Origin of the sequence: Flavobacterium sp. LS1P28 (genome assembly GCF_003970335.1) — a bacterium.
Taxonomy (GTDB): domain Bacteria; phylum Bacteroidota; class Bacteroidia; order Flavobacteriales; family Flavobacteriaceae; genus Flavobacterium.
On the sequence record NZ_RYDI01000014.1, the window covers coordinates 78117 to 101533 of the forward strand.

The 23417-nt window shown below is 34.0% G+C and carries 20 protein-coding genes; 14 read left to right on the forward strand and 6 right to left on the reverse strand.

Features of this window, described 5'->3' with window-relative positions:
- Window positions 1-48: 48 nt before the first annotated feature.
- The gene (locus tag EKL97_RS11455; RefSeq protein ID WP_126459398.1) at window positions 49-882 is read left to right on the forward strand and encodes a flagellar motor protein MotB; all 834 of its coding nucleotides are present in this window, start codon (window positions 49-51) and stop codon (window positions 880-882) included.
- Window positions 883-1485: 603 nt separating this feature from the next.
- Here the strand turns inward: EKL97_RS11455 and ccsA are convergent.
- Entirely contained in the window at window positions 1486-4686 is a 3201-nt protein-coding gene (gene ccsA / locus EKL97_RS11460; RefSeq protein ID WP_126561538.1) for a cytochrome c biogenesis protein CcsA, read from the reverse strand.
- Between the two features lie 199 nt (window positions 4687-4885).
- Here ccsA and EKL97_RS11465 point away from each other — a divergent pair, with 199 nt between their 5' ends.
- The 12 genes from EKL97_RS11465 to EKL97_RS11520 all read left to right on the forward strand — a co-directional run bounded on the left by EKL97_RS11465 (window position 4886) and on the right by EKL97_RS11520 (window position 18004).
- Window positions 4886-5659, forward strand: a complete 774-nt coding sequence (locus EKL97_RS11465) for a Rossmann-like and DUF2520 domain-containing protein (RefSeq protein WP_126561537.1) — start codon at window positions 4886-4888, stop codon at window positions 5657-5659.
- Window positions 5643-6170, forward strand: a complete 528-nt coding sequence (locus EKL97_RS11470; protein ID WP_126459389.1) for a KdsC family phosphatase — start codon at window positions 5643-5645, stop codon at window positions 6168-6170. The genes EKL97_RS11465 and EKL97_RS11470 overlap by 17 nt, the downstream gene beginning before the upstream one ends.
- A 95-nt stretch (window positions 6171-6265) precedes the next feature.
- Window positions 6266-7135 carry a geranylgeranylglycerol-phosphate geranylgeranyltransferase gene (locus EKL97_RS11475; RefSeq protein ID WP_233588580.1) on the forward strand — a complete coding sequence of 290 codons (870 nt, stop codon included), beginning with the start codon at window positions 6266-6268 and terminating at the stop codon, window positions 7133-7135.
- Window positions 7128-7712 (forward strand): Maf-like protein, encoded by a 585-nt coding sequence (locus EKL97_RS11480; protein ID WP_126553376.1) that lies wholly within the window; start codon window positions 7128-7130, stop codon window positions 7710-7712. Before EKL97_RS11475 ends, EKL97_RS11480 begins: the two co-directional genes overlap by 8 nt.
- A 7-nt stretch (window positions 7713-7719) precedes the next feature.
- Window positions 7720-8256 (forward strand): mechanosensitive ion channel domain-containing protein, encoded by a 537-nt coding sequence (locus EKL97_RS11485; RefSeq protein ID WP_126459381.1) that lies wholly within the window; start codon window positions 7720-7722, stop codon window positions 8254-8256.
- Between the two features lie 182 nt (window positions 8257-8438).
- On the forward strand, window positions 8439-9668 hold the full coding sequence (locus EKL97_RS11490) for an AI-2E family transporter (RefSeq protein ID WP_126553378.1): 1230 nt from the start codon (window positions 8439-8441) through the stop codon (window positions 9666-9668).
- A 63-nt stretch (window positions 9669-9731) separates the two neighbouring features.
- On the forward strand, window positions 9732-11552 hold the full coding sequence (locus EKL97_RS11495; protein WP_126568916.1) for a hypothetical protein: 1821 nt from the start codon (window positions 9732-9734) through the stop codon (window positions 11550-11552).
- Between the two features lie 247 nt (window positions 11553-11799).
- Complete coding sequence (locus EKL97_RS11500) at window positions 11800-12117, forward strand: hypothetical protein (protein ID WP_126459372.1); 318 nt, start codon at window positions 11800-11802, stop codon at window positions 12115-12117.
- A gap of 176 nt (window positions 12118-12293) precedes the next feature.
- Complete coding sequence (locus EKL97_RS11505; RefSeq protein WP_126568917.1) at window positions 12294-12785, forward strand: hypothetical protein; 492 nt, start codon at window positions 12294-12296, stop codon at window positions 12783-12785.
- Window positions 12786-12960: 175 nt separating this feature from the next.
- Window positions 12961-13491, forward strand: a complete 531-nt coding sequence (locus EKL97_RS11510) for a hypothetical protein (protein WP_126563708.1) — start codon at window positions 12961-12963, stop codon at window positions 13489-13491.
- Window positions 13492-13625: 134 nt separating this feature from the next.
- Window positions 13626-16157 carry a PIG-L family deacetylase gene (locus EKL97_RS11515; RefSeq protein ID WP_126568918.1) on the forward strand — a complete coding sequence of 844 codons (2532 nt, stop codon included), beginning with the start codon at window positions 13626-13628 and terminating at the stop codon, window positions 16155-16157.
- A 122-nt stretch (window positions 16158-16279) separates the two neighbouring features.
- Window positions 16280-18004, forward strand: coding sequence for a sodium:solute symporter (locus EKL97_RS11520; protein WP_126568919.1), 1725 nt, complete (start codon window positions 16280-16282; stop codon window positions 18002-18004).
- A 255-nt stretch (window positions 18005-18259) separates the two neighbouring features.
- Here the strand turns inward: EKL97_RS11520 and EKL97_RS11525 are convergent, their stop codons facing one another.
- The 5 genes from EKL97_RS11525 to EKL97_RS11545 form a co-directional block, all read right to left on the reverse strand.
- Entirely contained in the window at window positions 18260-19105 is an 846-nt protein-coding gene (locus tag EKL97_RS11525; protein WP_126561532.1) for a DUF2911 domain-containing protein, read from the reverse strand.
- 52 nt (window positions 19106-19157) lie between these two features.
- Window positions 19158-19832 carry an HAD family hydrolase gene (locus tag EKL97_RS11530; protein ID WP_126568920.1) on the reverse strand — a complete coding sequence of 225 codons (675 nt, stop codon included), beginning with the start codon at window positions 19830-19832 and terminating at the stop codon, window positions 19158-19160.
- Window positions 19833-19914: 82 nt separating this feature from the next.
- Window positions 19915-20628 carry a ThiF family adenylyltransferase gene (locus EKL97_RS11535; protein ID WP_126451503.1) on the reverse strand — a complete coding sequence of 238 codons (714 nt, stop codon included), beginning with the start codon at window positions 20626-20628 and terminating at the stop codon, window positions 19915-19917.
- A 17-nt stretch (window positions 20629-20645) separates the two neighbouring features.
- Complete coding sequence (locus tag EKL97_RS11540; RefSeq protein ID WP_126568921.1) at window positions 20646-21311, reverse strand: TatD family hydrolase; 666 nt, start codon at window positions 21309-21311, stop codon at window positions 20646-20648.
- Entirely contained in the window at window positions 21311-21913 is a 603-nt protein-coding gene (locus EKL97_RS11545; protein WP_126553387.1) for a DUF1684 domain-containing protein, read from the reverse strand. The genes EKL97_RS11540 and EKL97_RS11545 overlap by 1 nt, the downstream gene beginning before the upstream one ends.
- Window positions 21914-22007: 94 nt before the next feature.
- Here EKL97_RS11545 and EKL97_RS11550 point away from each other — a divergent pair, with 94 nt between their 5' ends.
- Window positions 22008-23225, forward strand: coding sequence for an MDR family MFS transporter (locus EKL97_RS11550; RefSeq protein ID WP_126568922.1), 1218 nt, complete (start codon window positions 22008-22010; stop codon window positions 23223-23225).
- Window positions 23226-23417: the final 192 nt, after the last annotated feature.

The following is a 23417-nucleotide window of genomic DNA, read 5'->3' on the forward strand; positions in this document are numbered from 1 at the left end:
AAAAAAGTTAAATTTGTAATTAACATTAAAACTAAAACTAAACAATTTATGAAAAAAATAGTAATTGCCTTATCTGTTTTAGCTGTACTATCCTCATGTGTATCAAAAAAGAAATACACTGATTTAGAAGCTAGAAACAAAGAAACTCAGGATTTATTAAATACAGCAACTGTGAAATTAAATTCTTGCTTAGAAGAAAAAGCGGGTCTTATTGCTACCGTGAGTGGTTTAAAAGACCAAAATCAAGGTTTAATCAGTACTTCTAGAGACATGACTATTCTGTCTACTAAAGGAGCTGAAAATATTGAAAAAGCGTTAGAATCTATCAAAGAGAAAGATTTGAAAATTAGTAGAATGCAAGATGCTTTAACTAAAAAAGACAGTGTAACACTTGCGTTAGTTACTAGTTTAAAAAGTTCAGTAGGAATCTCTGATCCGGATATCGAAATAAATGTAGAAAAAGGAGTTGTATTTATCTCTATAGCTGACAAACTATTGTTTAAAAGCGGAAGTTATGAAGTGACTGATAGAGCCAAAATGGTTTTGGCTAAAGTTGCCAAAGTGGTCAATGATAAACCCGATTTTGAATGTATGGTTGAAGGACATACTGATAATGTTCCTTACAATGGTTCCGGTGTGATACTTGACAACTGGGATTTAAGTGTGAAACGTTCTACTTCTATTATTCGTGTTTTAACGAATCAATTGGGTGTTAAACCAGAGCAATTAATAGCGGCAGGAAGAAGTTCATATATTCCTTTAGTTGCAAATGATTCGGCTGAAAACAGATCTCGTAACAGAAGAACTCGTATTGTTGTTTTACCAAAAATTGATCAATTCTACGAAATGATTGAAAAAGAAATGAAAAAACAAAGACCGTAATTACATATTTAAATTGAAATTATAGAGGCTGTCTCAAAAAGACAGCCTCTTTTTTATATAAAAAAATGACAAATGGACTTTTTTTATTTAATTGATTTACCTATTTTTAGGTTGTATTAATATAATTGCATGGCGGTTCAAAAAAACCACTTTTAAGGCATCTCATCAAACTACTATCAAACCATAGAATACGAAGAACAAAATTTATTCCGGGAGAAATAAACTCCTATTCCATACCCAACTACCTATGCTGATTTTATGCATAAGAAGGAAAATCACATGCTAAATGACCAACTCAAAGCGACTTATAATGCATGCTTTTCTTATTTCCAATCAAATACTTTATTCACGACACCATCCCCTTCCAACACGACAGACACAACCATTATATCCATACATTTTGTCCTGTATGCAAGCCGTTTTGGTTGTTTATGCAAAAAAGCAACTCCATGAGCTGCTTTTTACTTTTTTTACAACTTCATCTTCTCGAGAGTGAAATCGATTTTAGGAACTAGTAGGTTTTCTCTTTTAGAAATACAATCAAAAGAGACTGGCTCATTTTTATATTGAGACAGTCTATTTGTTATTGGAAAATAATCCAACTTATTTCTTATAATATTTCTTGTATTTTGGATAGGAAACAGCACCAAATAATGTTATTACTGCCAGTGAATACCAAATCCAGTTTAAGGAATGGGCTTCTCCACTCGCATAGGAATGCAATCCTACCAGATGAAAATTCACACCGTAATAGGTGAATAATATAGATATAAAAGCAAACATACTCATTAAATTGAATACCCATTTCCCGCGTAGTGATGGAACAAATCGGGCATGAATTACAAAAGCATAGACCATAATACTGATTAATGCCCAAGTTTCTTTTGGATCCCAGCCCCAGTATCGTCCCCAGCTTTCATTGGCCCATTGTCCTCCAAGGAAGTTTCCAATAGTCAACATTATCAAACCTATCGTTAAGGCTAATTCATTAATGTAAGTGATCTCTTGAATATTCAAATCCATTTTGGCTTTGTTTTTTTCATTGGTAAACAAAATCAGCAATAATGAAACCGTCCCCAAAATCATTCCTAACGCAAACGGTCCATAACTGGCCACAATTACCGCCACATGAATCATTAACCAATAGGAGTTCAGCACCGGTTGTAAATTTGCAATTTCCGGGTCAATCCAGTTCATGTAAGCTGCCGCTAAAATCATAGCGGTTACAAAGGCAGATGATGCCACAGTAAGCTTTGATTTTCTATCGAAAGCCAAACCAAAAAACATAGTTGCCCAGGCTACATAAATAATAGATTCATACGCATTACTCCATGGTGCATGACCAGAAATATACCATCTGGCGATTAAACCAAAGGTGTGTAATGCAAATAATCCAATCACGACAATGTGCATGAAATTGACTAAATAATTTAATGCTTTTCTTTCTTTGAAGATTTGTAAAATCGTGAAGAACAACATCAAAACAGAGGAGAAAATATACAAATACGGCAGTTTTTTGAATACATCATATTTGTTATACAATACTTCCGAAGTTATTTTTTCTTCGCTTGGCATCACTTTGCTGCCAAAACGTTTTTGGAAACCATTGATACTCCCCAGTAATTCATCGGATGCTGCATAATTATTGGATGCTGCAGCGCTTGCCAAAGATCCAAAATATAAAGGCAATACATTTTTAGTGTACGTGGCTTCCATTCCTTTGAAACCGGCTTCATTGAGCTCTAAATAAGAAACCCATTTGTTGTTTTTATCCTCCGGTATTGGGAAAATTTTTAAAATTCGTCCGCTCAAAGCTGATTCCATCAGATTTACTTTCTTATCCGTTTCGATAAAATCTTTTTCGAACTGGTTAGGATTTGCAACTTTAAAAGCTTCTTCTAAATATTTTGAAAGCTTGTAATTTCCTTTTGCATCAAAGAAAGATACGAAAGGAGCAAATTTAGCTTCCTTATCAATTCCTATAATTTTACGAATACTATCATTCCCACTTTTGATATAAATAATAGGAATTTCAATCCAGTAACTCGCATATTGTGTCATAGACAAAAATACCTGATCTGAATTCATTCCTTTATAAGTATCATCATGACTTACTTTTCGCAACAATTCTGAAGAAAAAGTATTGATAGGTTTCATTCGTCCACCAGCATCCTGAATGACCAATCGTCCAAATTTTGAGGCATGTTCAGCAGGAACTTTAAATTTTGTAATTAGCGCCTGTAATTCATTCTGACTGAACACCTTTTTAGTATGATTGGAATGGGTCTCTGGTGCGGTTTGGGTTTGTTCATGGTCATGTCCCTCGTGATCCGCATGGTCGTGTTCTTGTGCAAAACTGTTGAAACTAAATAGCAGGATTAAAATAGTCAGCAATTTGGCTTTCTTAATTTTTACCACTTCTAATTTTCTCTTAATATCTGCAAAACGAGAATACTTAGTAAACATAATGGACATCATGGCAAAATATAGCATGAAATAACCACCATAAGTGATTGCTGTTCCCCAAAAATCGTGATTTACAGACAATATGGTTCCTTTTTCATCAGGATCAAAACCGGATTGAAAAAAGCGATATCCTTTATAATCCAAAACATTGTTCATATATATTCTGGCATCAAAAGGTTCTTTATCCTCAACAGTAACCTGACTTTCAAATGAAGAATAACTTTTCTCTGTTCCTGGATATTTTTGTGCAATAAAGTCATTCAATTTAATTTTAAAAGGCAAAACATACGCCTTACTTCCATAAAAAACCGAGTACTCTATATTCCCAATTTTCACTGAATTTACATCTCCTAATTTACCTTTGGAGCCTAAAACGGTTACTGTTTTTTCTTGTCCCTCAGCCGTTATTTTTACTGTTAGTGCATCTTCATGATTTTTAGCTTTAAAATCATTATTAGATTCATAATCGATAACCCCTTTTACAGCAGGATCCGGAAGCACAAATCGCATTTCACCTATTGTGTATAACGAACGCATCATCAATGGTTGCGCGCTATCCTTAGTCACTTTTCCTTTTAGTTTATCTGCCATTCGCATAAAATCTCCTTCAAAAGGTGTTTGAATTGTATACGCGTTTCCTGTAGTATTGATATTTATGGCACCATCCGTAAATTTATTTAGCGAAAATAAAACATTATGAATATTTTGTACTTCGCCCTCTTTCAAGAAATGTTCATGACGACTACCATCTCCTGCTTCGACTAATTTCAAATACAAAATTCCTTTTGGATCAGGTTTGACATATTCTTTAGCTCCCATTATAAAATTTTCATATTCCACTTCAAATGGGGTATCAGCAAAAGTACCGGAAATGCTAAAATTATTACTAGTGGCAGGAGAAAGCAGTACCTGTTTTTCAAAAACCCGGCGTTTCATTTCTCCTTTAAATTCGCCATCCACAAAAAGTGTCAGGTAGGTTTTATCAGAAAATATCTGATTTTCAGCAGCCCCTTCACGAATTGGCATCATTCCTTCATAACTGATGTATCGCGTTACAAAAGCACCAAGAATGATAAGAATAAAAGACAAATGCAACAATAAAGTAGCCCATTTTTCTTTCTTCAAGAGTTGATACCGCTTAATATTCCCGATGAAATTAATCACAAAAAATACGTGAATAGCCTCAAACCACCACGCATTATAAATTAAAATTTTTGCCGTATCCGTATTGTACTTACTTTCGATAAAAGTTCCTGTGGCCATGGCAACGGCATATGAAATAAACAGAAAGGCCATTAATCGTGTAGAAAACAAAAAAGAAAATATTTTTTTATCCATTTTTATGGGATTATGTTTTATAAAAGTGGTACAAAAGTACTTAAAAATGTTGACTTCTATATTCCTACATTTGTTAATTTAAACTAAAATTAAGTCTTTTTCAAGAAGGCTAAAAAACTTTTTTTTAGGCTGGTTTTTATTTGTAACCTTCCTGAAAATTGAATAATACACTTCATATTTTTTTTGCTAATTTTACCCCATGATCAAAGTAGTTATTATTGGCTCCGGAAATGTGGCACAGCATTTAATTGCGGCATTTCAAAATCCTCATAGACCAGGGACAGAAATAGAATTGGTTCAGGTATATTCGAGACAAATAAAAAGTGTTTCCCACCTAATAGACTTGGAAAAAGTCACTAATAATTTCAATACTTTAGTTGAAGCCGACATCTATATCATTTCAGTTTCTGATGATGCTATTGCTGAAGTTTCCTCTAATCTAGCTTTCAAGAATCGCTTAGTGGTGCATACTTCCGGGAGTGTTTCTTTGCATGCATTAGACGAAAATAATCGAAGAGGCGTTTTTTATCCTTTGCAAACGTTTACCAAAAACAAAGTGGTCGATTTCAATATCATTCCTATTTGTTTAGAAAGCGAAAATGGGATTGATTATGAATTATTGGATAAAGTGGCCAAATCAATTTCAGGAACCGTTTATGCAATCAACTCTGAGCAACGAAAAGCCTTGCATGTGGTGGCCGTATTTGTGAACAATTTTACCAATCATTTGTACCAAATAGGTCAGGAAATCTGCCAGGAACATCAGGTTCCATTTGAAATCTTAAGACCTTTAATTGCAGAAACAGTTCGAAAAATAATGGTACTTTCGCCGCAAGAGGCACAAACGGGTCCTGCAAAACGCAATGACACTTCAACGATTGAAGCCCACGAAGCTTTTTTATCAAATGAAAATCATCTGACTATTTATAAAATACTAACACAATCAATACAAGAGAATGGCAAAAAGTTATAAAGAAATAATGAACGAGATCACTACTTTTATTTTTGATGTCGATGGGGTACTAACTGACAGCTCTGTTTTTGTAACTAATGAAGGAGAAATATTGCGCACCATGAATATTAGAGATGGATATGCTATGAAAGCAGCTATAGAAAGCGGGTTTAATGTATGTGTTATTTCCGGCGGAAGCAATGAAGGGGTTCGAGTCAGGCTACGAAATCTGGGGGTTACAGACATCTATTTAGGTACGCCGGACAAAGTAGAAACTTTTAAAGAATATGTGGAACTTTACAACATTAAACCTGAAAACGTGTTATACATGGGCGATGATATTCCTGATTATCATGTGATGCAGTTAGTCACATTACCCACTTGTCCCCAAGATGCTAGCCCGGAAATCAAAGCTATTTCCCGTTATATTTCGCATAAAAACGGAGGAAAAGGAGCGGCCAGAGATGTCATCGAGCAAGTCATGAAAGCACAAGGGAAATGGATGGCACATTTTGACGGGAAGCATGATTAGTACTATTTTAAATGTTAAATTATAAATTTAAAATAATATCTGTGGTTCCTTTTTTAAAACTAATTCGATACCAGAACTTGCTAATGCTTGCTTTTATGCAATTTGTTTTTAGGTATGGTTTTTTACACGTTCAGAATATTTCTTTGGCGTTATCGGATTGGCAGTATGGATTATTAATTTTATCAACTGCTTTGATCGCTGCAGGCGGCTATGTGATCAATGATATCTTTGACCAAAAAACAGATACCGTCAATAAACCAAATGCTGTGATTGTGGGCAAAACCATTTCAGAAATTCAAGCCTATAATCTGTATATTTGGCTTACGTCAAGTGGGGTAATGATTGGTTTTTATTTGTCGAATGTCATACGAAAACCAGGTTTTGCCTCTATTTTTATTTTGGTTGCCGCAACACTTTATTTGTATGCAACCAGTCTGAAACAAATGATGCTTATTGGTAATATCATTGTGGCTTTACTACTTTCTTTTAGTGTGATTATCATTGGAGTTTTCGATTTATTTCCTGCAACAACAATAAATAATCAGCAACAAATGGGCTTGTTTTTTTCTATCTTGATAGATTATGCTATTTTTGCTTTTGTTATTAATCTGCTTCGGGAAATTGTCAAAGATATAGAAGATACAGATGGCGATTATAATCAAGGAATGAGTACCTTACCTATTGTAATTGGAAAATCCAGAACGGCAAAAATAGTTTCCGGCTTAAGTTTGATTCCGCTATTTTTTATCGTATATTATATCCATCGGTACCTGTTAGAATTATTGTTTGCAACATTATATATGTTGTTTTTTGTTGTAGGTCCGTTGTTTTATTTCACTTTAAAAATTTGGTCTGCAAAATCAAAAAGAGAGTGCCACATCTTGAGTGTATTGTTAAAATGCATCCTTCTTTTAGGAATTTTATCCGTTATTGTTATTCGTTTAAATATAAAATATAATGCTTAAAAATAAATTAAAAAAATACACCCTTATTCTGGCTTCAGGATCGCCAAGACGGCAGCAATTTTTCAAAGATTTGGACTTAGATTTTGAAATTCGATTGAAAGAAATCGAAGAAATTTATCCTCCTGAGTTAAAAGCGTACGAAATCACGAACTATTTGGCTGAATTAAAAGCCAGTGCTTTTGACGGTGAATTACAGTCCAATGAAATCCTAATCACCAGTGACACCATTGTTTGGTACAACAACAAAGCGCTAGGCAAACCAAAAGACGAACAGGATGCTTTTGAAATCTTGAAATCATTATCGAATGCTACTCACCAAGTAATTACTTCTGTTTGCTTTAAGACAAATGAAAAAGTAGTCCTGCTTCATGAAATAACAAAAGTCACTTTTAACACGTTGAGTGAGGAATCCATTCGCTACTATATAGAAAATTACAAGCCCTATGACAAAGCGGGTGCTTATGGTATTCAGGAATGGATCGGTTTTATTGGCGTTTCAAAAATTGAAGGTTCCTATGCTAATGTGATGGGAATGCCTACGGATAAAGTATATGACTACTTAACTAAATTAGACTGATTGCATTATGGATACATTTATATTTCACGAGTATTCCAGAGAACTGGTGGCCACAGGAATCCTGGGATTGCTGTTGATTTTTTTGAGAATTATTGCTGCAAAATTAGTACGCAGCTATGCTAAATCAAACCAAAAACTGGAGCATCGAACTAATTTAGTCATCAAATACATTCATTTATTTATAAATATTCTTGCAATTATAGCTGTCATACTAATTTGGGGCGTTCAGACAAAGGATATTATTATTGCACTTTCCTCTATTACCACCGTTGTAGGTGTCGCTATGTTTGCTCAATGGTCTATTTTGAGCAACATCACCTCTGGAGTTATTTTGTTTTTTTCTTTTCCGTTTAAAATTGGAGATACAATAAAAATTCATGACAAAGATTTTCCTATTGAAGCTCAAATTGAAGATATAGGGGCTTTTCATGTGTATTTGAAAACTATAGATGGAGAAAAAATCATCTATCCGAACAGCTTGCTTTTGCAAAAAGGAATTTCGATACTAAACAATTATGCCGATCAAAAAGAATTTACGGATTAGTTTACTTCTGCTGAACGAATGGTAAATCATCATCTTGCAAAAGATCCTATTGAAGTGGAAATTATATAACTATTGCTGAAAAATATATAATGTTTTACTTTTTTAAATGCTGGATATTTGTCAATTAGAAATAAATAATTTACTATTGAATTGTTTTTGTCTTTAAAAAAAAATAAAAAGATATGAATGACCTTTTAAAATTTCCATTTTACGCAAAACTTACGCTCGTTTTATTGAGCTTAATTGCTATTATTTTTATATTTTATATTGGTCAGGATATATTAGTTCCCATAATGATGTCCTTTTTATTTGCGATATTGTTATATCCCATCGTTCAGTTTTTAAAATCTAAACTCTACTTTCCCCATGTGTTAGCCGTTATGCTGGCGGTACTGCTTTTTGTATTGCTTTTTTTAGGCCTTTTTGTATTTCTATCCTTTCAAATCAGTGATTTTGCAGATGATTTTGATAAAATTGAAAGAAACATAACTATTCATATTAGTAACATTCAACAGTTTCTCAGTGAACATTTCAATTTAAGTTCTTGGGAACAAAAACAATATCTGGATACAGCTACTGAAGATTCTATGGAAAAAGGGAAAGAAATCATTGGTACCACGCTATTGTCATTTACGGATACGCTACTAAATTTGACCTTAATCCCTATTTATACTTTTTTGATTCTTTTATACAGGACTCATTTTTTATTGTTTTTGTCTAAACTATTCAAAAAAGAGAATCATGAACAATTAAAAAATATTTTAACAAATATTAGAGTTGCTATAAACAGTTATATTGTAGGTTTAATTATCGAGACCATTTTAGTATCGGTAATGACTACTGTAGGATTTATTATTATTGGCGTGAAATATGCTGTTTTGCTGGGTGTTGTAACTGGAATTCTAAATCTAATTCCTTATATAGGAATCCTTTTTGCCGGAATTTTAAGCATTATTGCCTCATTGACTGGTACTCCGGATTTATCCATAATTATTGGTATAATTGTGGTTACCATCTTTGTTCAATTAATAGATAATAATATCCTTGTCCCAATAATAGTAAGTTCAAAAGTAGAAATAAATGCTTTTATATCCATTATAGGAATCATTATTGGAGGAGCCATTGCAGGAATCGCCGGAATGTTTTTAGCATTACCCATAATTGCGGTTCTTAAGGTAATTTTTGACCGAATTGAGTCATTAGAACCTTGGGGGTATTTAATGGGAGATCATTTGCCCAAAACCTATACTTGGCATAGTATCAAATTACCGCTATTCGATTCAGATGCATCCTCTAAAAAAACCATAATTAAAACGGATCTTATAGTTCCTGTTTTTACTGAGACAACAACGGAAAACAATACAGAGAATAAAGCAGAAACTGACCTTAATAAAACAAGTGAGTCTATTTAAACCAATTGTTTATCAATGTTTTGCTGGTTTTTTCTTTCTCAATTTTTAAATTAATTTTGTATAATGACTAAAAAGCAAAAGCTGATTTTATTCTTTTTGATCGTCTGTTGCCACCAGATTTCTTTTTCACAAGTAAACCAGAAAGAAAAAGATTCCGCTGGCGTTTACAAAAAAATTCAATCCTATTCTAAAAAAAATAAGTTTACAACACTTGTTCATAAATTAGTTTTCAGGCCCGTAACTATAAAAAAAACAAAGAAAAAAGTAATTCCCAAAAAATACGAAACTTTTGAAGGAAAAACGATCAGAAATATTACTATTATCACTTTAGACCCTTTTGGGTATTCTGATATTGATACCGCCAGAGCCCCTAAAAACTGGGCCGAACGAACTGGAAACCGAATTCATATCAAAACAAAAAAACTCGCTATTAAGAATGTACTGTTAATAACAAAAAACACACCTTTCGATTCTTTATTAGTAAAAGAATCAGAACGATTGATTAGAGCTCAAAGATACATCAGTCGCGTTGACGTAACCCCACAATTAATTCAGAACAGCCCGGATTCAGTAGATGTCACCTTTCGGGTTTTAGATACATGGAGTATTATTCCCAAGGGATCCATTTCCAGTTCAAGAACTAATTTTGAACTCAATGATCGTAATTTTCTAGGCACTGGCCATGAATTCAAAAATGAATTCAAAAACAGATTCAGCGACGGAAAAAGCGCGTATGGATTGTCCTATAGCGTTCCTAACGTCCAGAATACCTTCATTCAGACAACTCTGAATTACCGGATAGATTTAGACAATTACTACAGCAAAAGCCTCAATGTAGACCGTCCCTTTTACTCTGCTTTTACAAAATGGGCAGGGGGAATATACATAGACCAGCAATTTAGAAAAGACACCCTTGCTGATGTCAATTCCGTATTTACCTATCAAAATTTCAAATACAATTCGCAGGATTTATGGCTTGGACGTGCCTTTTCTATTTTTAAAGGAAGAACAGAAAACCAGCGCACCACAAATCTGATTCTGGCAGGACGTTTTTTAAATATAAAATATCTGGAAAGCCCAACTATCCTCTATGATGCCACTGATTTCTACTCTAGTGAAAAACTTGCTCTTTTCGGGATTGGTATTAGTTCACGTAAATTCGTGCAAGACAACTATATTTTCAAAAATGGAATTATAGAAGATGTCCCCATTGGCAAAATTTACAGCATCACTTCTGGCTATCAATATAAAAACAATTTGGGGCGTTTGTATCTTGCTGCCCGAGCGGCTTTTGGAAATTATTATAAATGGGGCTTTTTAAGTGCTAATGTAGAGATAGGTACCTTTTTTGAAAAATCAATTACGCAGCAAACCGCTTTTTCTTTTCAGGCAAATTATTTCACAAACTTGATGAGTCTGGGAAAATGGAAATGGAGACAGTTCATCAAGCCCCAGGTAATTATTGGTACAAACCGTGTCAATATTATTGGCGATCAGCTAAATATCAATGAAAATTATGGACTTCGGGGCTTTAATAGTGCTCAATATGGAACCCAAAAAGCACTCTTAACCATACAAACCCAAGCCTATGCGCCATGGGATCTTTGGGGATTTAGAATCAATCCCTATTGTAATTATTCCATTGCCGTACTAGGAAATCCTAATAAGGGATTGACTCAAAGTAAAGCCTATTCAAAAATTGGAATTGGATGTATTATAAACAATGATTTTCTGGTATTTAGTGCTTTTCAAATTTCGCTATCCTACTATCCGTCTATTCCTGGAAATGGCGAAAATATTTTCAAAACAAATGCAATTGAAACAACTGATTTTGGTTTTCAAGATTTCGAACTGACAAAACCCCGTACCGTGCTTTACAAATAATACGCTTTATAAATATAAATTATTCCAAAAAAATATTCGCATAATACTAATATCCTTCGAAAACAGTTCAATTTGTATGGGATTATATTGAACACACTATCTACAGGACACTTTTTTTAGAAAATTACGATACAGTACACAATGAAGGGTGTGAATTATATAATTTAATACCTTAATTTTATAAGAAAAAATTATGTTTTATTGTTTACTTTTATTGTGTTAAAATTTTAACTAAAAACCAAACAAAATGAAAAAATTCACCTTTTATTTGATGATGATGGTATTATCAATTAGTGTTCTTCCAACACAAATGTTAGCCGCTGAAAAAAATCCAACTGTAATTTTAAATACTCCTAAAGAAGTGCCTGCAGAAGTAAAAGTTTTGCTTAATAGACTTGATGAAATAAAAGCGATGGATAAATCGTCTTTGACTTCAGTTGAAAAAAAAGAATTACGTAAAGAAGTACGTGCTATCAAAGCAGAATTAAAATCTACAGGAAATGGTATATACTTATCTGTAGGTGCAATTATAATCGTTATCCTTTTATTGATACTTTTATTGTAAATAAATTTATACCTGTAGAAAAAGGAAACGAATAATCGTTTCCTTTTTTTATGAAGTAAAATAACAAAGTAAATGTTAATTATTTGATATTGGCATAATTGTTGGTTTTACTTCAAAACGAGATAAAATAGTAACTAAAATTACTATCTAATAATTACTAATTAAAATTTCGAAAAATGAAAACATTAAAATTAATCATCGCAGGAATTATACTATTTGCATCCGCAAATACGATGCAAGCACAGGTTTCAGTAAATGTAAATATAGGTAGTCCACCAGCATGGGGGCCAGTTGGTTATTCAGCTGTAGATTATTATTATTTACCGGATGTTCAAGCTTATTATGATATACGAGCCACACAATTCATTTATTTTGGTGGAGGAAATTGGATTCGTTCAAGAAATCTACCTAATCAATACAGAAATTATAATCTATACAATGGTTATAAAGTAGTCTTGAACGATTACCATGGTTCAAGACCATACAGTAACTTTAAAACACACAAAGTAAAATACTACAAAGGATACAAAGGTAAACCACAAAAATCAATAGGTTCTAACCGCAGTAATAACAATAAAGTGTACAAAAGTAATGGGAATAACGGACATGGAAATAAAGGAAATGGCAATAAAGGTGGAAAAGGAAATAATGGAAATGGAAAACATTAATACTGATTTCATAATAATTTATAAAAAGAGTCTCAGCAATGAGGCTCTTTTTTTAGAACATTAATCCTTAATTAAATGTTAATTTTTTTGTTTTGGCACAGTTGTTGGAATTTCACAAAAGTATAGCAATAACAAGTTATTATAAAAAATTATTACAAATTAAATATTTGAAAAAATGAGAACATTAAAATTAATCATCGTAGGAATTATACTCTTTGCATCAAGCACAATACATGCACAAGTCTCAGTAAATTTAAACATAGGTACTGCTCCATCATGGGGACCTATAGGATACGCAGAAGCTGAATATTATTATTTACCGGATGTTGAAGCTTATTATGATGTAAGAGCCACACAGTTCATTTATTTTGGTGGAGGAAGATGGATACGTTCCAGATATTTACCAAATCAATATAGAAACTATGATTTATATGATGGATATAAAGTAGTATTAAACGATTATCACGGTTCAAGACCTTATAGTAATTTTAAGAATCACAAAGTAAAATATTATAGAGGTTATCATGGAAGAGAACAAAGAAATATTGGGCACAACAATAATCGTCGCGTTTATGTAAACCAAAGGGGGAATGATAATCATAGAAGATATGATAATGATGACCGAAGAGAATATAAAAAACATGACAACCGAAATAACGGCAATGGTCATGGACATGGAAAGGGAAAAGGACATGATCGAGATTAGTCACACCTTAATTTAAAAAGAGAGAGAACCAAAATTGGTTCTCTCTCTTTTTAATTATTAAAGAAAACCAAAAATATTTCAGAAGAAATTATTTAATTCCTACATTTGAAGTTACTGCAATTAAATTTTAAAAAATGCAAAAAAAACACGCATCAGCTATTCTAATATTTCTCTTATGTTGCCAAATAACAATTGCACAAGAACCTCAAAAACCAAATTCTGTTGAAATTTATAATCAAATTCAAAAGCTTAATTTTCTAGGTTCCGTACTTTATATAGCCGCACATCCTGATGATGAAAACACCCAGTTGATCTCTTATTTATCCAATGAACAAAAGGCCAGAACCGGCTATTTGTCTTTGACACGCGGGGATGGTGGACAAAACTTAATCGGCACGCAATTGCGGGAATTATTAGGAGTAATAAGAACCCAAGAACTTATTGAAGCCCGAAAAATTGATGGAGGAGAACAGTTTTTTTCCCGTGCCAATGATTTTGGTTTTTCTAAAAATCCAACAGAAACATTAGAAATTTGGGATAAAAAACAAGTACTAGCTGACGTTATTTGGGCCATCAGGAAATTTCAACCCGATGTGATTATTAACCGATTTGATCATCGTTCGCCCGGAACCACTCACGGACACCACACGGCATCAGCAATGTTAAGCGTAGAAAGTTTTGACTTAGCGAATAACCCATCAATTTTTCCCGAGCAATTGCAATTTGTAACACCTTGGCAAACCAAACGACAGTTTTTTAATACGTCTTGGTGGTTTTATGGAAGTATCGAAAAATTTAATGCTGCCCATAAAACGAATTTAATTGCGCTGCAAACAGGAGTTTATTACGCTGGATTAGGAAAATCAAATCAGGAAATAGCCGCATTAAGTCGGAGCCGCCATCAATCCCAAGGGTTTGGTAGCACTGGAGCCCGTGGGGAGGAAACAGAATATTTAGAGTTTATAAATGGAGATGCTTTAAAAGATAAGAAATCACTTTTTGAAGGAATCGATACTTCTTGGAACCGAATAAAAGAGGGAAAATCAATCGGAGAATTATTGACAACTATTACCGCTGAATTCGACCATAATAATCCTTCGGCAAGCATTCCAGATTTGGCGAAAGCCTATGCTATGATGAAGGCTTTGGACGAAAATCAGTGGTCGCCACTGAAATCAGAAGCCATAAAAGAAATTATATCGGCCTGTTCTGGTTTGTATCTTGAAGCCGTTGCCCAAAATCAGGAAGCGACTCCCGGAAGCACTATTAAATTGAAACTCGAAGCCATTAATAGAAGCTCCGTACCCATACAATTAATGAGTGTGACCGCTATACCTAATCAAAATATTACACCTCAAAATCGGGATTTAAAAAACAACATACTAAACACCATTAATTTAGATTTAAAATTACCCGAATCAATTAACTACACACAACCATATTGGTTAAAAGAAAAAGGAACAGTTGGGATGTACGCAGTAAAGCAACAACAAAACATAGGGATTCCAGATATTATTCGGGAAGTTAAAGTGATTTTTAATATTAAAATCAATGAGATTGAAATTCCATTTGAACGAACCGTAGTGTATAAATACAACGATGATGTAAAAGGGGAAGTATATAATTATCTGGACATTGTTCCCGAAGTTACTACTTCAATTATAGACAAAGTATTGCTTTTTAAAGACACAAAAAAGAAAGCTGTAGCCGTAAAAATCAAAACTGGAAAAGACTCCGTAAAAGGAATTTTACAACTTGAATTACCTGAAAACTGGGGTGTTTTTCCTAAATCGATTCCTTTTAACATTGAAAAAAAGGGAACGGAACAAATTGTTTATTTTGAGGTAACTGCACCAAATAAATCCGAAGAAGCTGTAGCCAAAAGCGTGGCGATAATTGACAATAAACAATTTGACAAAGAACAAATTATCATTAAGTATGACCACATCACAAAACAGCAAGTTTTAACATTGGCTGAAGCCAAATGCATCAAAACAGATTTAAAAACGAATGGTGAAAAAATAGGATATATTATGGGTGCCGGAGATGAAGTTCCCAGTAGCCTGACGCAATTAGGATATGCCGTAACACTACTTAAACCTGAAGAAATTACTCCTGAAAAATTAGAATTGTACGACGTAGTCATCACAGGTGTTCGTGCCTATAATATCTTGCCTGCACTGGCAAACAAACAAAATATACTTTTTGATTTTGTAAAATCCGGAAAAACAATGATCGTTCAGTACAATACTGCAGGAGATCTTGTTACCAATACTATTGCACCTTATCCCTTGAAACTCTCCCGAGACCGAGTGACCGAAGAAGATGCCGAAGTCCGATTCTTAGCGCCACACCATCCTGTTTTGAATTTTCCAAACCAAATTACAGCTACAGACTTTGAAGGCTGGAAACAAGAACAAGGATTGTATTACCCCAATGAGTACGACAAAGCCTTTACTCCTATCCTATCTTCAAATGACAAAGGGGAAAGCCCTAAAAATGGTGCATTACTTATTGCTCCTTACGGAAAAGGACACTATATTTATACCGGCTTAAGTTTTTTTAGAGAATTACCTGAAGGCGTTACTGGTGCCTATAAATTAATTTCTAATATCATTTCGCTACAATCATCTGAAAAAATTCCTGTTCAAAAAATCAAGAACTAACCCACTTTAAAATGGAAACAAAAAAAATAAAAACCTGGAAGAAAAATTATACTTGGGTACTTGTAGCCAATGCAATATACATCCTGATCTTTTGTCTCATCATGAAATTATACGCTTAAATTATGCAATTATTTGATTGGATTATACTGATAGTAACTTTATTGTTTATTGTAATTTATGGGGCTTGGAAAACCAAGGGCAGTAAAAATGTAGAAGACTTTATTTTAGGGAGTAATGAAACACCTTGGCATGTTGTAGGTCTTTCTGTTATGGCCACACAAGCCAGTGCAATTACGTTTCTTTCTACTCCGGGGCAAGCCTATCATGACGGTATGGGTTTTGTGCAATTCTATTTTGGACTGCCAATTGCTATGGTGGTAATCTGTGTCACCTTTATCCCTTTATACCACAAATACAAAGTGTATACAGCTTATGAATACCTTGAAAAAAGATTTGATTTGAAGACCCGTTCCCTAGCTGCCATCCTTTTCTTGTTCCAAAGAGGTTTAGGAACCGGATTGACCATATACGCTCCGGCAATTATTTTGTCCGCTTTATTGGGTTGGAATCTTACTTACATGAATATTATTATTGGTGTATTAGTTATCATTTATACTTTTTCGGGTGGAACCAAAGCAGTGAATGTAACTCAAAAACAGCAAATGTTTGTGATTATGTCCGGAATGCTAATCACTTTTTTTCTGATTTTGCATTATTTACCTAATGATATGACTTTCTCCAGTGCGTTGCATATTGCTGGGGCAAATGATAAAATGGATATTGTTAATTTCTCTTTAGATCCAGAGGAAAAATATACCTTTTGGAGCGGAATAACAGGAGGTTTTTTCTTGGCATTAGCTTATTTTGGTACCGATCAATCGCAGGTAGGACGTTATTTATCCGGACGATCCGTTCGAGAAAGCCAGATGGGACTAATCATGAACGGGCTTTTAAAAGTACCTATGCAGTTCTTTATTTTACTGACCGGAGTTATGGTTTTTGTCTTTTTCCAATTCAATCCTGTTCCGTTAAATTTTAATCCAAATAATAAAGCCATGATTGAAAAATCAGCTTACAAAAGCGAATACAATGCTTTGGAGAAAAAATTAGACGATTTATCCGAAGACAAAAAAGTAATTAATCTTTTGTACATCGACCAGCTCAATCAGGATTATGACAATCCAACGCTTAGGAAAGAATTAGTGACTTTATCCAATAAAGAAAAAGATTTAAGAGATCGTGCCAAAGAAATAATTCTGAAAGCTGATAGTAATAGCGAGACCAATGATAAAGATTATGTGTTTTTTCACTTTATTCTCAACTATTTACCCAAAGGGCTTATTGGTTTGTTACTGGCCGTAATTATTTCGGCCGCTATGTCCTCTACCGCTTCGGGATTGAATGCACTGGCCTCTACCACCGCAATTGATATTTACAAACGCAATCTAAAAGAAGAAAAATCGGAACGACACTACCTGTATGCGACAAAATTCTTTACCTTATTGTGGGGGGTTATAGCCATACTATTTGCTTGTATTGGAACGCTTTTTGAAAATTTAATTCAACTGGTAAACATCATTGGATCCATATTTTATGGAACAGTCCTTGGAATTTTCTTAGTTGGTTTTTACATCCATAAAGTACAATCTAAAGCCATTTTTTATAGCGCTGTAGTAAGTCAGATTACTATTTTTATCATCTACTATTACGCCATTTATATTTTCCCGAGCGGAGATGAAAAACTGGGTTATTTGTGGCTGAATTTCATTGGTGCAATGCTTACAATTGTAATTTCATTATTGTTGCAATGGACCATTTTTAGAAAACAGAGAGAGATAACAGCCTAAATAAAAAAATAACCGCAGATTCACAGATTTTTATATTGATAATCCGTGAATCTGCGGTTATTTTTTTTACTTCAGAAGTTCTTATATAAAAATCTCTTCTTCCGCAGAAACGAGCAAGAGCGAACTGGTGAGTAATGATAATCCCATGGATACTATATACGCAAACATCTAATAAATTACACAGTCCAAAATTTCAAAAAAAAATCCCGTCTCTAAATGGAGACGAGATCTTCTTATATAAAAACGTTAGAGTAATTAGTTTTTACTCCACTCTGTAATACTGTCTTTATTCATTTTCACGTAATCTTGGTTTTTAGCAATTTCAGCTGCTGCAAGTGATGCCTTAGCCGTTTCGATTGCTCCTTTTTTGTCCTCAAGTTTAGCTTGAATTAATGACTTCAATCTATTGTACCAGAAGGGTTTGTCTTTAGACATATCTAACGCTTTGTTTACATAAACCAATGCTTTTGCATTGTCGCCATTCGATTGGAATAAAAATTGAGCAGCAGAAAAATAATCTGCACTAGCTGGTCCAGCTAATGCTTTCTCGATGTTAGCCGTTGTTTTTTGTTGTGTTGGCACTTCAAATTTTAAAGCAGCATAGGAGTTCTCCCAATAGATTTCTAAAAAAGCAAAATTATTGTCTAAACCACTAATTCCAATAGTAAATGTTTCCACACTTTTATTCACTGTTTCAGGCTTAACAGTAGCTCTAAGCGCTACATTTTCTTCTTTCCACTCTTCTGGATTACCCCAGTTATCAGTAGTTTTATAAAATAGTATCTCCCAGCTTTCTATTTTCGGAATAGTATACAATGAATATTTTCCTTTTTTCAATGTTTTACCATCAATAATCACATCATCGCTAAAGGAAACAGTTGTATTTTCATTAGCTCCAGTTCTCCATACTTTTCCAAAAGGAATTAAATTTCCAAAAACGGATCTTCCTCTAGCACTTGGTCTTGAATAGTTAACTTCTACATCAGTCAAACCAACTGTTTGCATAAGCGTCATTTTCGGACTTGATTGAGGTGTTTTTAACTGAGCCTCAGCGCTGAAACCGGCCATGAATAAAGCCAGTGCAATGATTATTTTTTTCATATTATAATTTTTAAATGTTTTCCAAATTTACAAATTCAATGGCTTTGTACTGTTAATTATTCCTTAATTTAGATTGAATATTCCTAACTGCCTCAAAATCCAATTCGTTAAAATGATTAATCACTACATCTGCTTCCGATAAATCTTGTGCTTCAGAATGAATACTGTTGTAGCCCACACAAAAAATCCCAGCAGCTTTGGCCGCTTTTATTCCATTTGTACTGTCCTCAATAACGATACAATTTGCTTTTGGTGCAACTGATAAACTTGCCGCATATTCAAAAATAGCCGGATGTGGTTTTGATTTAGGGAAATCTTCACCACTTACCACATGTGTAAAATAATCATGTAACTTAAACCGGCTAAACACGCGTTCAATAGTCACTTTGGATGCCGAAGAAGCCAAAATCAATTGTATTCCGTTTTGGTGTAATTCTTTAATAAGATGTTCCACACCTTGCAGTAATTCTAAATCTGCTTTACTATCAAACGCATCATTAAAAATAGTTCGTTTTCTTTGAATCAAATCTTCCACTTCATGTTCAATTTCAAAAACCTTTTTCAATTTTTGAAAAATATTCCGAGTAGAATTTCCTGTAAATGAGGTGTACATTTCCTCCGTAACAGGAATATTCAATTCCTCAAATTGTTTGAAATAAGCATAACGGTGTACGGGTTCAGTATCGACAATTACACCATCCATGTCAAAAATTACGGTTTGTATCATTTTTGTTAAATTATTAGACTTTATAGATTTTAAGACTTCTTAATTTTTTAGAACGGAACATTAAAAAACTGAATTCTAACCACTATTTCTTAAGTAAATAGCGAATCACGGTTTCTGCAGCGTACAAACCAAATAATCCAGGCATGTAACTATTGGTTCCATAAAATGATTTTTTGAAATTGGATCCATCCGTCATTTTTAAACTCGTTTCATCTTGAATTTCCGACGAAAAAACCACTTTCAGTTTATCAATTTTAAATTCTTTCAATCGTCTTCGAATGGTTTTGGCAAAATAACAATTCACGGTATTGGTAATATCAGTCACTTTCACTTTTGAAGCTTCCATTTTCCCACCTGCGCCCATACTACTGATGATTTTTACTCTTTTTCGTTTGGCTCCAATAATCAAATTCAGCTTTGGCGTCACACTGTCAATGCAATCCAAAACATAATCAAATTCCTCCGATACAATTTCGAAAGCACGCTCTGGCGAAAGAAATTCCTGTACACGCGTCAATTTTAATTCTGGATTAATGTCCATTAATCGATCCCCAACAACAGTAATTTTTGGTTGTCCTACAGTTGAATGTAAAGCAGGCAATTGTCGGTTTATATTGGTAATATCAACTACGTCACCATCAACAATAGTCATCGTTCCCACTCCTGCTCTTACCAAAAATTCGGCCGCAAAAGAACCAACACCACCCAATCCTACAACCAATATATTTGCCTTTTTTAAATTATCTAAACCTTCTTTTTTGAATAAAAGTTCGGCTCTCTCTGTCCATTCTGCCATTGTTTTTTGTTTAAAGTTTAATGTTTTTGAAAAATTCTTAAATCAAAAACTTCATTATAATTACTATTCACAAGTTCCTGTATTTCTTCCAGCGAAATTCCTCTGTATTTTGCTGCCAATTCATAAACTGCTTCAATCCCTTCATCCACCGTATCTGTTTCCAAAAAAAATCGATTATCAGGAACGCTTTTAAAAACAGCTTCTAGGTCCTGATTTAGCAATAAATATTTCCCAAACGAAATATAAAATCCATTGTTCACTAATTGTTTAGCGACTTGGGCATTTTTGGAAAACCCATGAATCAGCATTGGAACTGAAATATTCAATTTTTTCGTAATTGCAATCACTTCCTGAAAAGCAGCGACACAGTGTATTACCACTGGTTTTTGATAGTGCTGCGCCAAAAGCAATTGCTTTTCGAAAACCAACTGTTGCAATTCCATTGAAACTTCGATGCGTTTGTCCAACCCACATTCGCCCACAGCGAGACAATTTGCTTCTTGTAATTTACTTTCGATAATTGCCAAGTCAGCTTCTATTCGTTCTTCAACGATAAACCACGGATGAATCCCGATGGAATAATACGGAATTGTTGCATCAAATTCCTGTGGATATTGATTCACTAATTCCAACACATTGGGTTGATTCGTATCTTTATGTGTATGTAGATTAAAGAAATCCATTAGTCGTGAAATTTTTTAACTCCCGCTTTTATCTCGATATTCAAATCATTTTCCAATGGTACTATTGGACAGGAATATGTAAAATTATACGCGCAATACGGATTGTATGACGTGTTAAAGTCAATCACAATAGCATCTCCTTTTGGGATTTTCAAATCAATGTATTTCCCGCCAATGTAACTTTCGTTTCCTGAAGTCAGATCTGAAAACGGTAAAAATAAATAGTCTTTATATTCCTCTTTTTTTGAGAGCTCCATATTCTTGTACACATTCAGTTTCAAATCCCGACCGTCAATTGTAAAAGAAAGCTCCCCATATTTTACATACAATGGTTTCCTGTCCGTTGACGTTTTCATTTCAAAAGGCTTCTCTTTTTTTGTTCTTACTAACTTAGCGACCACATAAAAAGTTTCGTTTGCAGGATAAAAATCAAGTGTTTTGAATTCCGCTAAATCTTTCGGAGTCAACGGACTTGTCTTTGCATCGGCATATTCTGAATTTAATTCCTTTTGAAATTTGGCTACAGCCGAAACGTCAAATTTATATTGGCCAAAGCCTAAATTCAATTGAATCAAAAGAAATAAAGTAAATAGCGTTCTCATGTTCTTATTTTTATGCAAAAATAGTTTAAAAGTTACTAGGACACAAAGACGCATCGGTACAAAGTTTTCTACCTTTGCAAAATATAACAAATACATGTTTCAAACTGCTTTTCAACGCTACATTAATAATTTCAAAGGCTTTACCAGAGAAATTTGGATTCTAACGCTCGTCACTTTTATAAATCGCGCCGGTACGATGGTTTTGCCTTTTTTATCTAAGTATTTAAAAGAAGATTTGAATTTATCCTACGCACAAGTGGGATGGATTATGGTTGCTTTTGGTTTTGGTTCTATGCTGGGATCTTGGCTTGGTGGCAAATTATCCGATAAAATAGGCTTTTATAAAATCATGGTTTTCAGTTTATTCACCAGCGGAATCCTTTTGTTTTTTGTACAATACATTCGGACCTTCTGGGGATTGTGCACTGGAATGTTTGTCATAATGACCGTTGCTGATATGTTTCGTCCCGCCATGTTTGTCTCCTTGGCGACTTATGCTAAACCTGAAAATCGTACCAGAGCACTGACTTTAGTTCGGTTAGCGGTAAATTTAGGCTTCACAGCTGGACCCGCTTTAGGTGGTTTAATCATTATGAATTTAGGTTACAGCGGATTATTCTGGGTGGATGGAAGTTCGTGTATTGTATCTATTTTAATTTTCACCCTACTGGTAAAAGAACGCAAAAAACCTATCGATTTAGCCTCCGCCAATATCGAAACTGAGATACCAGCCTCTGTTTTCAAAGACAGAATATTCTGGATCTTCCTTTTTGTTTGTTTCATAACAGCCATGCTTTTCTTTCAACTTTTCACCACTTTACCTTTATATCATAATGAAAAATTTGGATTAACCGAGTTTCAAAGTGGACTTTTATTGTCTTTAAACGGACTGTTAATTTTCTTTCTGGAAATGCCAATTGTAAGTTTCACTCAAAGAAAAGGCATCAGTATACTCAAAATTATTCTTTGGGGCGCACTGCTAATGTCATTGAGTTTTTATGTTTTACTCATCAATATGTGGGCTGGAATACTAATTGTTAGTATTCTTTTTATCACTTTTGGTGAAATGTTCATCTTCCCTTTCTCCAATTCATTTGCGCTAAGCCGAGCTCCAAAAGGGCATGAAGGCCGCTACATGGCTTTGTTTACTATGAGTTTCAGCTTAGCACACATTGCGAGTTCTAAGACAGGACTAGAAATCATAGCCGCTTTTGGCTACCAAGCTAACTGGTTTGTCATGGGAAGTTTAGGTATTTTAGCAATGGTAGGTTGTATCTGGCTGCAAAAACTCGTTCAAAAAGAACACAATTAATTCCATTATCATTCTTTGGGCGTGACCCTATAAAAAAAAGGGGCTTATCAACAAAATCGTTATTAGCCCCTTTTCTTTATAGCGTCGGGTTATACGCGCTACTTCGGTAGCTAGCTTCTGGACATGCTAACTTAGCCATCACATTAAGTTAAGAAATAATCTTAATTTTAGCCTATGAAACAAGTCCGCAAA